The following is a 14,256-nucleotide window of genomic DNA, read 5'->3' on the forward strand; positions in this document are numbered from 1 at the left end:
GGGGCGCTGGGGTGTCACCGGCCGGGCGCGGCGGCGCGTTCCCACGTCGGGAGGGCCGCCCGGTGGGCCCGGACGGCCAGGACCGCCGGCCGGGTTCCGCCTCCGGACCGCCCGTGCCGGGGCCGGCACGCGGCGCGCCGGCCCCCGACCGGGCCCCGCACACCCCAAGCCGGCCGCGAGCGGCCCGCGGTCGTCCCGCGCCGCCGGACGGCACCGGAGGGAGCGCGTCCCCCGCCCCGGAGCCGTCCCGGGCGCGCCCGGCCGCCACACCCACCGCATCCGCCACACCCACCGCAGTACCCCGAAGGAGCCGCACCCGGTGATCCGCTTCGAGCAGGTGACGGTGACGTACCACGACGCCGCCGCGCCGACCCTCCGGGATCTCGATCTGACCGTTCCCGAAGGGGAGTTGTGCCTGCTGGTCGGGCCGTCCGGGGTCGGGAAGTCGACGCTGCTCGGTGCCGTGAGCGGGCTGGTGCCGCACTTCACCGGGGGGACGCTGCGCGGCCGGGTCACCGTCGACGGGCGGGACACCCGTACCCACCGGCCGCGTGAACTCGCCGACGTCGTCGGCACGGTGGGGCAGGACCCGCTCGCGCACTTCGTGACCGACACCGTCGAGGAGGAACTCGCTTACGGCATGGAGTCGTTGGGGATGCCCGCCGACACCATGCGCCGCCGCGTCGAGGAGACCCTCGACCTGCTCGGCCTCGCCGACCTCCGGGACCGCGCCCTGCGCACCCTCTCCGGCGGCCAGCAGCAGCGCGTGGCCATCGGCTCGGTGCTCACGACGCACCCCCGGGTGCTGGTGCTGGACGAGCCGACGTCCGCGCTCGACCCGGCCGCCGCCGAGGAGGTCCTCGCGGTGCTGCAACGGCTCGTCCACGACCTGGGCACCACCGTGCTGCTGGCCGAGCACCGGCTGGAACGGGTGGTGCAGTACGCGGACCGGGTGGTGCTGCTACCCGGGCCGGGCGAGCCGCCCGTCGTCGGCGGACCGGGCGAGGTGATGGCCGTCTCGCCCGTGCACCCGCCCGTCGTCGCCCTCGGCCGGCTCGCCGGCTGGACGCCGCCGCCGCTGACCGTGCGCGACGCCCGGCGCGCCGCGGCACCGCTCCGCGCGCGCCTCGCGGACGTACCGCCGCCTGCCGCTCCCGCCGCACCGGCCGCCGCCGCGGCGGCGGCGCCCCGCGGGCTGTTCCGCCGCTTCCGGCGCGCCGCACCGGCCGCGCCCCCGGCCGGCACCCCGGCCGCCGTTCCCGCCGCCGAGGTGACCGGCCTGGCCGTCCGGCACGGCCGGGTGGACGCCCTGCGCGGGCTGGACCTCACCGTCCGTCCGGGCGAGACGATCGCCCTCATGGGACGCAACGGCGCCGGCAAGTCCACGCTCCTGCGCACCCTCGTCGGCATGCACGAACCGGCCCGCGGCGCGGTCCGCACCGGCGGCGCCGCGCCGCACCGCACCGGCCCGCGCGAGCTGCTGCGGCACGTCGGGCTCGTCCCGCAGGAGCCCCGCGACCTGCTGTGCGCCGACACGGTCGGCGCCGAGTGCGCCGCCGCCGACCGCGACGCCTCCGCCGCGCCCGGCACCTGCCGCGACCTGGTCTCCGACCTGCTCCCCGGCGTCCCCGACGACGCCCACCCACGCGACCTGTCCGAGGGCCAGCGGCTCGCGCTCGCCCTCGCCGTCGTCCTCGCCGCCCGGCCGCCGCTGCTCCTCCTCGACGAGCCGACGCGCGGCCTGGACTACGCGGCGAAGGCGCGCCTGGTGGAGATCCTGCGCGGCCTGGCCGCCGAGGGCCACGCGATCGTCCTGGCCACCCACGACGTGGAACTGGCCGCCGAGCTCGCCCACCGCGTCGTCGTCCTGGCCGAGGGCGAGATCGTCGCCGACGGCCCGACGGCCGACGTCGTCGTCGCCTCCCCGGCCTTCGCACCGCAGGTGGCGAAGGTACTGGCACCGCTGCCGTGGCTGACGGTCGCGCAGGTGCGGGGGGCGCTGGGCGCGGCGGGGGCGGGGAAGGGCGGGTCGGGGACGGGCGCGCTGGGACCGAGCGCGTCGGAGACGGGCGCGTCGGGGACGGGCGCGCCGGAGACGGGCGCGCCGGAGACGGGCGCGCCGGAGACGGACGCGCCGGAGACGACTCCTACGGGATCGAACCCGTCGAGGCGGGGGGACCCGTCGGAAACGGACACATCAGGGGCGGCCCCCTCAGGGACGGGCTCTCGGAGGCAGGACACGCCGAGGACGGATCCGTCACGACCGGACTTGCCACGGCCGAACTCGTCACGACCGGACCCGTCACGACCGGACCCGTCACAGCCGAACCCCTCACGGCCGGACCTGCCACGGCCGGACCGCAACGGCCCGAACACGCCGGAGACGGAACCGTCGGGGCCGAGCTCCTCGGGGCCGGACCCGTCAGGAGTGCCCTCATGACGGCACCGGCTCGGCCGCGCGTGACGGCGCAGGCCCGTGCCGTCCGCCTCGGCCGCCGGTCCGCCGTGGCGCTGCTGCTCCTGACCGTCGCGGGCGTCATGGCGTTCGGCTGGCCGCTGCTGGCGGCCCCCGCGTCCGGGCTGGCGCACTCGGGCGACGCGCCCTGGCTGTTCGCGGCGCTGCTGCCGCTGCTCCTCGCCGTCGCCGTGGCGACCATCGCCGACACCGGCCTGGACGCCAAGGCCGTCGCCATGCTCGGCGTCCTCGCGGCGGTGGGCGCGGCGCTGCGCCCGCTGGGGGCGGGGACGGCCGGGATCGAACCGATGTTCTTCCTGATGGTGCTGGCGGGACGGGTGCTGGGGCCGGGCTTCGGGTTCGTCCTCGGGGCGCTGTCGATGTTCGCGTCGGCGCTGCTGACCGGCGGGGTCGGCCCGTGGATGCCGTTCCAGATGCTGGCCATGGGCTGGGTGTCGCTGGGCGCGGGCCTGCTGCCGGGCGCGGACCGGCTGCGGGGCCGCCGCGAGCTGCTGATGCTGGCGGCGTACGGCGCGGTGGCGTCGGTCGGCTACGGCACGGTCATGAACTTGCAGGGCTGGCCGTACATCGCCGGTCTGGGCACGGGCGTGTCCTTCGTCCCGGGCGACCCGCTGGGCGACAACCTGGCCCGCTTCGCCGCGTACTGCCTGACCACGTCCCTGGGCTGGGACCTGCCGCGCGCGGCGGTCACTCTGACCGCGACGCTCCTCCTGGGGCCGGCGGTACTCAAGGCACTACGGCGCGCGACGCGCCGGGCCGCGTTCGAGGCACCGGTGACGTTCGAGGCACCGGTGGGGCCCGAAGAGTCGGTGACGCCGAAGGGGCCGCTGTTTTCTGGGGAGCCGACGCCGTGCGAGGAGCCGACGCCGTGCGCCCGGCCGGCGCTGAGCGAACGGCCGGCGCTGAGCGAACGGCCGGCGCCGCCGGAAGGCCCGGCACGGCCCGAAAGCCCCGCCCCATCCGAGGGGCCCGCGCCATCCGAGGGGCCCGCGCCATCCGAAGGGCCGACGCCAGAAGGCGGCCCCACCCGGGGGCCGGCCGAACGGCCGACGCCGCCGGAAGGCCCGGCACTGCCCTAAGGCCCGGCACTGCCCGAAGGACCCGCGCCGTCCGAAAGTCCCGCGCCATCCGAAGGGCCGACGCCAGGAAGCGGCCCCACCCGGGGGCCAGGCGAACGGCCGACGCTGCGCGAACGGCCGGGGCCGCCGGAAGGCCCGGCACGGCCCGAAAGCCCCGCCCCATCCGAGGGGGCCGCGCCATCCGAGGGGGCCGCGCCGTCCGAAGGGCCGGCGCCGGGAAGCGGTCCCGCCCGGGGGCCGGGCAGCAGCACGTAGGACGGTCGGGCGGCAAAGCACCGGCGAGCCCGTCCGTCCGGCCAGCCGCACCGCAGGCCGGTCGGACGGCAAGGGCACAGGCAGGCCGCAGGCCGCGCCAGGCAAGCCGCGGGCCGCGGGTCGGCCGGGCGGCAGGGGCACAGGGACGCAGGGGCGCAGGGGCGCAGGACAGGCGACCGACAGGCTGCAGGCCGGGCAAGCCGCGAGGGCACCCGGCGAGCGGTCAGACAGCGGCCCACGCCGCGGCGGTCCCGCGCCGCGGCCGCCTCACGCCGTGGCCGCCTCCGCCACGGCCACCGCCTCCGCCGCCGTCAGGCCGAGCGGGAACACCAGTTCCGGGCGCTCCCACGTGATCCACGGCGGCGCCGCCGGCAAGGTCCCCATGGGTACGGCACCCACCGACCGGTAGAAGCCCTCGGCCGGCGGGTGCGAGACGACCCGCACCCAGGTCAGGCCGGCGGCCCGGGCCCGTTCCTTCATATGGGTCACCAGGGCCCGGCCCACACCGAGGCCCTGCGCCGCGTCGGCGACGAACAGCAGGTCCAGCTCGTGTGGGTCGAGGAGCAGCCCGTAGAAGCCCAGCAGCCCGCCGGGGCCGGCGGAGGGGTCATGGGCCGCGGCGACGTGGACCTCGTGCGCGAGGACGTAGTCCGGGCCGACCGTGTACCGCTCGACCATCGGCGCGTACCGGCCCTCGTACGCGCGGGAGCGACGCACCAGCCGGGTGAGCGCGGGCGCGTCGGATGCCTCGGCCCGCCGTATGGCGTAAGAGATGTTCATATGGCACGAGTATTACAAAGCCGTGAGGGCCCCCACGTGACCCGGCCCACAAACGACCCTCTTTCGTAACGGACTCCGCCGACTTCACGCGCCAGGTAGGCGAACGCCACCGCCCGCCTCCGCCCCGCCCTAGTAACCAGCGGTCGTTGCACCGCCCGGGAACCGTCCCGCAGGTTGGTCGGGCCGCCAGGGACCACACGGTCCGGCGGCGCTGTCCTGCCCCCGACGGAAGGTTCTCCTCCGTGACGTTCTCGACCATCAGCCGCCTCGCCTCCCGCAAGCTGACCGCCGGCGCCGGTGCCGCCGTGGCCCTGGCCGCCGCGGGTGCCGTCCTCGCCTCCGGTCCGGCCCAGGCCGCGACCGCCGCGCCGAAGGCCGCCGCGCAGGAGACCGCCCGGCAGATGATCAAGGATGAGGGCCAGTTCCAGTGCTTCAGCAACATCGTCGAGCACGAGAGCGGCTGGAACCCCACCGCGACCAACGCCTCCAGCGGTGCCTACGGCCTCGTCCAGGCCCTCCCGGCCTCGAAGATGGCCTCGGCCGGCGCCGACTGGCAGACCAACCCCGCCACCCAGATCAAGTGGGGCCTGGACTACATGAAGGAGCGCTACGGCAGCCCCTGTGGCGCCTGGTCCTACTGGCAGGCCCACCAGTCGTACTGACGGACCCGGTACGACAACGGCAGCGGCCGCCCTTCCCCGACGGGAACGGGCGGCCGCCGCCGTTCCGCGTTGAGGCCCCGCCCTCACCAAGGCCGCACGGGCCTCACCGTGCTCCCGTGGTCCGCCGGTCTCGCAGCGTCCCCCTCGCTCGCCGGCGCGCGGCTGGTGCCGTGGTACGGACCGCGGCTGATGTTCGCCGGTCTCGCGGTGGCGGCGCTCGCGATGACGGCGGGACGGGGACGGGCGCCCGCCGGCCGCGGCCGGTGACCCTACGCCCGGGGCCGCGCCCCCGACGCGATCAGGACCTGAACGGTCTCCTCGTGCCCCCCGTGCAGCGCCCAGTCGAGCGGCGCGAGGCCCGTGCCGCGCTCCTCCCGCAGACCGGGATCGGCGCCGTGCGCCAGGAGCAGTCGCACGGTCCCGACGTGCCCCCAGGACGCGGCGGCACACAGCGGCGTCCCCTCGGAGCCGGCCCCGGCGCTCTCCGCGTCGGGCCCGGCCCCGGCCTCCAACAGGAGGCGGACGAGCTCCGTGTGACCGTTGACGGCGGCGGCGTACAGCGCCGTCATCCCGTCGGCGTCGGCCGCCCGGGCATCCGCCCCGGCCCGCAACAGCGCCCGGACCTTGGCGGGTTCCTCACACATCACCGCCGAGACGAGCCACTTGCCCTGCTTCTTCCGCCGCCGTCGGTTCACGCGGGGAGGGTAGTCGGTCACGCGTGAACGGCCAACGGGGTTTCAGCGCCCGACCGTACGGTCAGGGCGCTACCAGGCGTAGGTGCATTCCTGAGACTTCGGCGAGGTACCGCCGCTCCCGTTCCGTCCGCCCTTCAACGGAGACGCCACAGCGTTCCAACATGAGGACGGAGATCGGGAGTACGCCGTCCAATAGCCGGTCGACGAGGTCGTCCTGGCGCTGCTCGCGGTAGGCCAGCACCGTCCTGACGAAATCCTCGAACGCGGGGACGTCGATCTGGTACAGCTCTCCCGGAATGGCGATCAGCCCTGTTGGGCATTCCAGAGCCGTACCGACGGTCTCCGCCATGCCCGCGTAGAGAGCACCCAGCCGGAGGTCCGGCATCCAGACGGTTTCATCACCGACGTCGAACAGGTAACTCAATCCGTCCACCTCAATCGTATGTCCACGTCCGGATGGAGCGCGCGGAACTCGTTGAGACGCAGCTCCACCTGCCTGCGGAGTTCGGGTGTCGTGCCGGACTTGACAAACCACATGCCGATGGGGGCCTTCTCGTACCCCTTGATGTACTGCCGGGCCCGGATGTACACGGACAGTTTCTTCCCTACCGTCTTGCCGGCCCAACTGACGGGATCGATATTCGGGTGCACGGCCGTCTTCTCTTCCCACAGCACCCCACCGTCTATCACGTCGATGTCGGTGATGGTGTCGCCCAAGTCGTTCGGGTTGTCTATCTTCGAGTTCCGGTCCCCCTCCTTCAGGTGGTACTTGCCGTCGGACCCAAGCTTGGCACGCGTTCCCTTGTGGGGGAACGTGACCTTGTTGGTACAGGGATTCGGATCGCCTGCAGGAAGGAAGGCAACGCTGTACGATCTTCGGCTCCTTGCGACCGCTGGGCACCCGGGCGTGCCAGGCTTCTCCGGAGCCGGCTTTTCCGCCTTCGCCCGCTCGACGATCCGGCGCATCCGGTCGGTCGTCTTCCGGCCCCACTCGGCCTTCTCAAAGAACCCGCTGATCCCGGTCGCAACGCGGTAGATCGCCTTGCCGATAGGCTTGATCTTGGCGATGAGCGTGAACCAGCCCGCGGCGTCGACCAGCCCCCACAGGCAACTCCCTATGTGCCGCTCGCCAAGGCAGCGCTTGACGTTGTTGACGCCGAGCACCTCGAGCAGGATCTCGCCGCCGTTTTCCCTGACCCAGTCGACAACACTCATGGAAGCGGCCCTGCGCGCTTCCCGGAAGTCGTCGACGCAGGTCTGGCCGCAAGCCTTCAGCAGGATCGCTTCGTCGTCAGTGCCCAGGTCAGGGCCGCCTCCGCCGGGGACGGGGAAGTTTCCGGCCTCCATGGCTTTCTTGCGTTCGGCTTCCAGACGCGCCCGTTCATCTGCCTCGGCACGAGTAGCGGCGTCGCTCGCCTTCTTCGCCTCGTCACGGGCATGAGAGGCCGAATCCTCGGCTGCCGTCGCATACTCATCGGCCCGTTCGGCTACGCCTCGGGCGGCGGATGCGTCACCTTCCGCGGCGTGAGCCGCCTTTCGCGCGCTTCCGGCGTCCTTCTCCGCCTCGTCGGCACTGCTGCGGGCTGCGGAAGCTTCGGACTCGGCTGTTCCCGCGGCCGCATTGGCAAGGTAGGCGTCCTTGTTCGCCTGCTCGTTGTACCGATTGGTGTTCGCCTCGGCTCGTTGCGCCGCCTCGGCCGCTGCCTTGGCCCGCGCCGCGTAAGTACGGGTTTCCGCAAGGTATCGCGCGGCACGCGCGGCGTCTTCCGCTGCCGCCGCCGCTGCCTCGGCCGCGAGTTTGGCGTCCTTGGCCGCCTTCACGGCGAGTTCCCTGGCCTCCTTGGCCGCGCGGGCCGCCTCCTCCGCCTTCGCTTGCGCCGCAGCCGCCTGCTGCTCGGCGAGCGGCTGGGACGTCTGCCCCACGATCACCGACAAGCCCGCCGACGAGTCCTTCTCCTGGTATGGGCCACCGAGCCCTATGGCCAGGGCCGCCGGCCGGGCCACCTCCGCCGCCGAGTCCCGGGCCGCCGCGGCGGCTTGCGCCGTCGCGTGGGCGTGCCCGGTCGCCTCGGCACTGGTGACGTTCGCCTGGCGAGCCTCAGACCGCGCCGACTCGGCCTCCTTGCGAGCCGTCTCCGCGGCTTCCGCTGCTTTCTTGGCCTCTTTCTCGGCAGTCCGCACATTCCGGGCCGCCTGTTCGGACGCCTCGATTGCCTCCGCAGCGGCGGCGTGTGCTGTCGCCAGCGCCGAGCGCGTCGTGGCGGCGTCGGAAGCGGCGGCGTCCGACGCGGCCCGGGACCTTTGCGCCGCGCCGGTCGCTTTGATGGCGTCTTCACGTGAGGCGACAGCAGCCGATGTCGCCTCATCAGCCTCATGGCGCGCCTTCGACGCGGCATCGGTCGCGTCTGCCGCATCAGCCTTTGCCTCGTCGGCCGCGGACCTGGCGTCCTTGGCGGCCTCGGTACCCTGCGCGGCGGCGGCCGCCGCTTCCAACGCCTTGGACCGGGCCTGGGCAGCAGCCTTCCGCTGCTCCGCAACCTCCGCGTCGTGCCGGGCCTGGCTCGCCCGGTCTTCCGCGTCCTCGGCCGCCCCGGCCTTCTCGGCCGCAGTGCTGCCGGCGCCGCGCGCACGGTCCAGCGCCTCCGCCGCCCGTGTCCGCTGCTCCTGGGCCCGCTTGTCGGCCCCCGCGGCCCGATTTCGCTGGGCGTCCGCGTCGGCGCGGTACTTCTTTGCGTTGTCCCGCTCGCGTTCGGCGACAGTCCGCTTCTCGGACGCGTCCTTCGCCGCGTCGCGCGCCGTCGTCTCGGCCTTCTCCGCCGTCGCCTTGGCGGCCTCGGCCTTCTCCATCGCGCCCTTCGCCTCGGCGGCCTGCCGGCCGGCCGAGTCCGCGGCCGCCTTGGCCTGCGCCGCGGCCTCCTGGGCCGCCGCCCGGTGGTACTCGGCCTGGACGGCGTGCGCCTGGGTCTCGGCGAGCGCCGCCAGCGTCTTGCTGTCCTTGACCGTGGCGTTGGTGGCGTGCGAGGCGGTCCGGGCGGACTTCGCCGCCGCCTCTGTGGCGGCGACGGAGGCCCGGGCGACCTGCGCGGCCTGCTGCGCGTATTCCAGACCCCGGCCGCGCGGCGCGCCGATGGCGTCGGCCGCCTTGGCGGCCTCGTCCTGGGCCGCGGCGACCTTGGCGCCCTCGCCCTTCGCCGCCGTGGCGGCCTGCTCGGCGCGCTTGGCCTCGGCGTCAGCCTTTCCCCTGGCGTCCTTCAGAATCGCATCGGCCTGCCTGAACACCGAGGCGTCGGGAACCTCTTGCTTCGCCTTGCGGCGGTCGTTCTGGTACTTCTGCCACTGCAGTACGGCATCGGCCACCCACGCCTGCCCCGACGCCTTCACCATGGCATCGGTGGCGCTCCGCATATGGCGTACCGACTGGATCTGAGCCTGCACTATGGCGGTACGGGCCTTCGCCTGTGCCGCCAGCTCCGACTGCCATTCCTGGTATGCGGCGGTGATGACAGGGCCCAGTACCCGGTACGCGTCGAAAGGCGTACCGACATCGCACCCGGCCCATTTGACCTTGGCGGCCTCGACCTCCGTGCGGAACTCGACGGTGCCGGGTTCCGGAGCGGCCTTCAGATACCCGCCATGTTCGATGAAAGCGCGGATGTCGCCGGGACCGTGAGCGTGCCCCAGCATGTCGAAGATCTTCCGGTCTTCCCCGCCCACCCCCTCTGCCACCTTTTTGGCCCGATCTTTGGCTGCTTGGGTGGCCTCGGGCAGCCTGTACCGAAAGGGGATGTCGTGGATCAGGTACTGACGGATCGGCTCGCCGAACTCCGGCGCGCGCCAGAGCTTTTCCGGGAGGAACCAGTACTTGTTCAACGGGTCCAGCGTCTTCGCCCAGTCCGTGTACTGGGTGTCCCATGCCTTCCAATAGGCACGGACTTCCTTCTCGTCTCGGTACTTCGCCTCGCCCAGCGGCCCGCCGTACGACCACAATCCTCTGTCGACAGCCTCGTGGAGCTTCCCTTCCGGCCCGTCCAGCAGGCCTGAGGCCACGGCCTTCGTCTCCACCTCGCCCCAGTTGAGCAACTGACCGGCCAGACACCGGTCATTGCGCGTCTGCCTGCCCAGTTGAGTGGAGTCGTCCGGCTCTTCCTCTCCCGCGACCCGCAAGCCGCGCGGAGAGGCCGGCTTGCGTGGTTCCAAGGGTGCGGCTTCCGCCGCGATGCTCAAAGTGAGTGACGTAACAGTGGCCAGCGCTACGCATCTGAGGGTGGTTGGCAACGCCTTCCACGTCTTGCCGCCACCTTCTCTCGGGTTCCGCGTCCTTGACGTCGTTCTGTGCATTCCGGACCTCTTCCGGGTCGCGCACCGACGGGAAATGGATCACAGCGCTCCTCCGCACATGAGCGAACGGCGCGGCCGTCGGCGCCGGCCTTGGAAGCCGTGCACCCGGCTGACGCCGCGTCATCGCAAGCGGGACGGAAGGAAGCGGCTGGATCCTCGCCCGTGCCGGCAGGCGCCGGTACCCCCAGGGGAGGGTCGCCACGCCTGCGATCGGTGGGGGACCCCACCCCATGGGAGGGGTGGTCACCGCCGGAGAGCGGCGACCAGGGCACGCGGCCGAGCAATCAGGACATCTTGGCCAAGCCCCGAGCGCCGTTACGCTCACCCGAGATCCCAAGTGGGGACCATGCGTCATTCATGGGGGTGGGGAACATCGCTCCGAAAGAGGCACCCAACACGGTCAACGTCCTGATAGCCGACGACGAAGCACTGCTGAGGACCGGCATCAGGCTCATCCTCGAAGCCGCTGCCGACCTTACGGCGCCAATGACCTGCACCATCGCGGAAGCGGTCTCGTCAGCCACACATCTGCGCCCGGACGTCGTGCTCCTCGGGATTCAGCCTCCCGCGGCAGTGGGTCTCAAGGTGCTCGGCCGCTTGCGCTCGCTGGAGACTCCGCCTCACGTGGCGGTGCTCTCCTCTCTCGACAGCGACAGCCATATCGGAGAAGTCCTCAGGCTTGGGGCGACCGGATTCCTGCTCAGAGACACCGATCCGGATGTACTGACGCGGTCGGTCAGGGCTCTGGCCACCGGGGCCGGCTGCCTGTCCGCGCCGATCGTCCGAAGACTGAGTCAAGGGTTCACTTCCGGAGATGCACCTGGCCACCTGGTGGGAAAGTTGAGAGCGCTTTCGGCCCGCGAACGTCAGACCCTGCACCTGCTCGGGCACGGGCACACGAACGCCGAGATCGGGAGGCAACTGAATATCAGCACGACCACTGTCAAGGATTACGTCAAGGCCGTACTTGCCAAGTTGGGTGTCACCAACCGAGTGCAAGCCGCCGTCATCGCCACCAGAACCGGAGCATGCGGCTGGCACGTTCACCCCAACTCCCATTGTTGTTGAGTGGAATAGCCGACCACCGCAGCCCTTGCCACTGTCCAGCGGCGGACTTACTCTCGGGTACACCTTGCGGGACGGCGAGTTCGTCCCCTGCGCGTCCGTCGTGTCGCGCCTGGCGCGGCGGACGCCTCACGGATCACACGCATCACGTACACCAGCACATACCAACGCACCTCGCACCTCTGCCACCACGCGGACACCGCGGCCGGCACGGGCACGCACGCAGGCACTCCGGCAGCGTTGTCGCACCGCCCACGGAGGGGACACGCAGCATGAAGGACGCACAGGGAAGACAGGTGACGGGCCGGGTCAGGTGGCGGAAGTTCGCCGTACTGGCCGTCCCCGGGTTCGCGGTCACGGGCGCGTTGGCCGTGGCGCTCGCGCAGGGCGCGCTGGCCGCCTCGTTCGCGGTGTCGGGGCAGGAGTTCAAGGTCTCGGCGAAGAGCATGACGGGCGAGGGCTTCGCGCAGTACGGCGGGCTGGACTACAACCTGCGCAACGGCGAGGACCACCCCTTCCCCGTGGCCGTGACCGCCCTGAAGAAGGCGAAGATCCAGGGGCTGTGCCAGTCCGTGGTGACGACCATCCCCGTCATCGGGACCTTCTCGCTGAACATCTCGGCGGGCAACGACCCGAACAAGCCGGTGGAGGCCAAGGACCTGGTCCTGGACGTCACCCAGCTGGAAGGCGACGCCGACTTCGACAACATCGAGATCGGCCGGGACGCCTCCACCCTGGACAAGGGGCCCACCACGGCGCAGGGCATGCAGGACCTGTTCGCGCAGCAGGCCGACAAGGTCACCATCAAGGACGTCAAACAGGTCGCGTACGCCACGACCGCCGCGAAGTTCAAACTCTCCGGCCTGAGCCTCAAACTCCACACGGGCAAGTCGGAGTGCTTCTGACGTGACGTCCGGCACCGAGGCACGCCGTCATCCCTGGCTGGCCTGGCGGACGTGGCGCAAGGGCCGCCCCTTCTGGGGCGGTCTGCTCAGCACCCTCGCCGGGGCCGAGATCTGCGCCATTCCGCTGGGGCCGCTGAAGATCATGCTGGTCCAGGGGATCACCGGCATCCTGTCGATCCTGATGGGACTGGTGATGATCATGATGGGGCTGAGCGCCTGGTTCGCCCCCTCCTACCGGATGTTCGCCGGGATCGTCACCGTCATGTGCGCCGCCGCCGCACTGGTCCTCTCCAACCTCGGCGGGTTCCTGCTGGGGACCCTGCTCGGGGTCATCGGCGGCAGCATGGTCTTCGCGTGGCAGCCACATCAGCCACAGCAACCGCACCGGCCGCCGGACGGACCGGAGGACGAGCCCGTCGAGCCGGTGGCGGGTGACCCGGCGGCGTCCCCGGCCACCCCTGCGACCCCATCCGCCGCACCCCCACGCGTCCCGCTCCGTAAATCCCTGCGCAAATCCCTCCGCGAAGTCCCCCAGGCACCTCCCCTCCCACCGAAGGAGCCGCAATGACCGCACCGCTCCCCCGCCTCCGCGCCCGCACCCTGTTCGCCGCCGGGGCCGGCTTATCCCTGACCGCCGCGCTCGCCCTCACCGGCGCCGGAACCGCCACGGCCGGGACCACGCCTTCCGGAACCGCCTCGACGGCCGACGCCGCCTCCACCACCGTCACCCCCGCCGGCCACTCCTTCACCGCGACGCTCAACGGGAAGGCGACGTTCAAGGCCGGTTCCGTCACCGTCACGTGTACGGTCTCCAGCTCCGCGCCCTCAACCGGCAGCGCCAACAACCGCGTCCCCGACGCCCCGGGCAACCACAACGCGTCCGGCCCGGTGAGCAACGACATCAACCCGCCCACGTTCAGCGGCTGCACGACCAGCATGCCGGGCGTGAGAGCCGCCGTGGAGACCTCCGGCACCTGGACCGTCGCCATGCAGAACGGCGACCCGATCGTCGCCACCCTCGGCATGCCCGCCGCGGGCTTCAAGCTCACCACGACCGGCCTGGCGTCCTGCACCGTCACGGCGGCACCCACCGGACCGGCGGACCTGCCGGCCGTGTTCACCAACGGCGACGCCGACAACCCGTCGCAGATCACCCTCACCAACGCCCCGGCGCCGGTGAAGGTCGAGGGCGGCTTCGGCTGCCCGACGGCCGCCAAGACGTCCGCGTTCAGCGCGGTCTACGACGTCACGGACGTGACCGACGCGTCGTCGCGCATCCTCGTCGGCGAGTGACCGGCGACTGACCGGCGACTCATCGACTGACCGGCGACCGGCCGGCGACCCACCGGCCGACCGGCGACTGATCAGCGCCCCCGGCGGCCCGCCCGAAAGCCGTCACCCCTCCTCCGGCCCCCGCCCGCCGCGCCCCCGTCGGCGGGCGGGGGCCGGCTCCACGCACGCCTCGGCGATCGCGGCGGTGTCCCAGTAGAACGGCCGTCCCGGGCGATCCGCCCGTCCCGCACCTCGATCGTCTGGACGATCGGGAACTCCAGCTCCCGCCCGGTCGCCCGGGCCCGGGCGCGGATACGGCTGTGGACGACGACCGTCTCGCCGTCGACGCCGAGGAACCGCTGGTCGAGGATGTCGAACCGCTCCCAGGCCAGGCTCATCGCCAGGAAGAACCGGGCCATGCCGTCATGCCGGTGCCAGGTCCCGCCGTACGGCAGGGAATCGGCCTGGTGCAGCACCACGTCATGGGCGAAGTAGCGGGCGAGGATGTCGAAGGAGGCGGCACCGGGGCCGCCGGCGGCGAGGTAACGGGACTCGGCCTCGTACATGCCCTTGAGGACGGTCAGGGGGTCGGCGGGGGACGTCGGGGCCGCCGCGCTCTCCGTACCCGCCGGACCCGCCGTTCCCGTCCCAGCCACCGTGGCCGCCGGGGCCGCCGTAGCCGTCGCGGATGTCACGGATGTCGCAGCCGTCGTGGATGTCGTCATGCCG

10 protein-coding genes and 2 pseudogenes are annotated in these 14,256 nt (G+C 72.5%); 7 read left to right on the plus strand and 5 right to left on the minus strand.

The window, feature by feature from the left end:
• Window positions 1-319 precede the first annotated feature (319 nt).
• Together J7W19_RS09525 and J7W19_RS09530 are read left to right on the plus strand one after the other, a co-directional pair.
• On the plus strand, window positions 320-2,440 hold the full coding sequence (locus tag J7W19_RS09525) for an ABC transporter ATP-binding protein (RefSeq protein ID WP_004953095.1): 2,121 nt from the start codon (window positions 320-322) through the stop codon (window positions 2,438-2,440).
• A pseudogene (locus tag J7W19_RS09530) lies at window positions 2,437-3,276 on the plus strand (ECF transporter S component); the annotation flags it as partial. The gene J7W19_RS09525 and the pseudogene J7W19_RS09530, both read left to right, overlap by 4 nt.
• Before the next feature lie 801 nt (window positions 3,277-4,077).
• Here the strand turns inward: J7W19_RS09530 and J7W19_RS09535 are convergent.
• Window positions 4,078-4,590, minus strand: coding sequence for a GNAT family N-acetyltransferase (locus J7W19_RS09535; protein WP_004952571.1), 513 nt, complete (start codon window positions 4,588-4,590; stop codon window positions 4,078-4,080).
• 242 nt (window positions 4,591-4,832) lie between these two features.
• Here J7W19_RS09535 and J7W19_RS09540 point away from each other — a divergent pair, with 242 nt between their 5' ends.
• Window positions 4,833-5,252: an aggregation-promoting factor C-terminal-like domain-containing protein gene (locus J7W19_RS09540; protein WP_004952568.1), complete on the plus strand. Its 420-nt coding sequence runs from the start codon at window positions 4,833-4,835 to the stop codon at window positions 5,250-5,252.
• A 269-nt stretch (window positions 5,253-5,521) separates the two neighbouring features.
• Here the strand turns inward: J7W19_RS09540 and J7W19_RS09545 are convergent, their stop codons facing one another.
• The 3 genes from J7W19_RS09545 to J7W19_RS09555 all read right to left on the minus strand — a co-directional run bounded on the left by J7W19_RS09545 (window position 5,522) and on the right by J7W19_RS09555 (window position 10,171).
• Window positions 5,522-5,947, minus strand: a complete 426-nt coding sequence (locus tag J7W19_RS09545) for an ankyrin repeat domain-containing protein (RefSeq protein ID WP_040892104.1) — start codon at window positions 5,945-5,947, stop codon at window positions 5,522-5,524.
• Between the two features lie 61 nt (window positions 5,948-6,008).
• Window positions 6,009-6,371, minus strand: coding sequence for a DUF6086 family protein (locus tag J7W19_RS09550; RefSeq protein ID WP_004952563.1), 363 nt, complete (start codon window positions 6,369-6,371; stop codon window positions 6,009-6,011).
• On the minus strand, window positions 6,368-10,171 hold the full coding sequence (locus J7W19_RS09555) for a hypothetical protein (RefSeq protein ID WP_158688829.1): 3,804 nt from the start codon (window positions 10,169-10,171) through the stop codon (window positions 6,368-6,370). The genes J7W19_RS09550 and J7W19_RS09555 overlap by 4 nt, the downstream gene beginning before the upstream one ends.
• Before the next feature lie 471 nt (window positions 10,172-10,642).
• On the opposite strand from J7W19_RS09555, the gene J7W19_RS09560 reads away from it, so the two are divergent.
• The 4 genes from J7W19_RS09560 (at window position 10,643) to J7W19_RS09575 (ending at window position 13,548) form a co-directional block, all read left to right on the plus strand.
• Window positions 10,643-11,353, plus strand: coding sequence for a LuxR C-terminal-related transcriptional regulator (locus J7W19_RS09560; protein ID WP_004952557.1), 711 nt, complete (start codon window positions 10,643-10,645; stop codon window positions 11,351-11,353).
• A 269-nt stretch (window positions 11,354-11,622) separates the two neighbouring features.
• Window positions 11,623-12,255 carry a DUF6230 family protein gene (locus J7W19_RS09565; protein ID WP_040892088.1) on the plus strand — a complete coding sequence of 211 codons (633 nt, stop codon included), beginning with the start codon at window positions 11,623-11,625 and terminating at the stop codon, window positions 12,253-12,255.
• Window position 12,256: 1 nt separating this feature from the next.
• Window positions 12,257-12,823 (plus strand): DUF6114 domain-containing protein, encoded by a 567-nt coding sequence (locus tag J7W19_RS32840; protein ID WP_004952551.1) that lies wholly within the window; start codon window positions 12,257-12,259, stop codon window positions 12,821-12,823.
• A complete protein-coding gene (locus tag J7W19_RS09575; RefSeq protein ID WP_004952548.1) occupies window positions 12,820-13,548 on the plus strand; it encodes a hypothetical protein in 729 nt (242 codons plus the stop codon). Before J7W19_RS32840 ends, J7W19_RS09575 begins: the two co-directional genes overlap by 4 nt.
• Window positions 13,549-13,650: 102 nt before the next feature.
• On the opposite strand, the pseudogene J7W19_RS09580 reads toward J7W19_RS09575, so the two are convergent.
• Window positions 13,651-14,093 (minus strand): annotated as a pseudogene (locus J7W19_RS09580) (nuclear transport factor 2 family protein).
• Window positions 14,094-14,256 lie beyond the last annotated feature (163 nt).

The organism is Streptomyces mobaraensis NBRC 13819 = DSM 40847, assembly GCF_017916255.1.
GTDB classification, from domain to species: domain Bacteria; phylum Actinomycetota; class Actinomycetes; order Streptomycetales; family Streptomycetaceae; genus Streptomyces; species Streptomyces mobaraensis.

Coding starts and splice junctions, on each gene's coding strand:
- J7W19_RS09560 (WP_004952557.1), top strand. CDS start 10,643: ATGGGGGTGGGGAACATCGCTCCGAAAGAGGCACCCAACACGGTCAAC.
- J7W19_RS09535 (WP_004952571.1), bottom strand. CDS start 4,590: ATGAACATCTCTTACGCCATACGGCGGGCCGAGGCATCCGACGCGCCC.
- J7W19_RS09575 (WP_004952548.1), top strand. CDS start 12,820: ATGACCGCACCGCTCCCCCGCCTCCGCGCCCGCACCCTGTTCGCCGCC.
- J7W19_RS09565 (WP_040892088.1), top strand. CDS start 11,623: ATGAAGGACGCACAGGGAAGACAGGTGACGGGCCGGGTCAGGTGGCGG.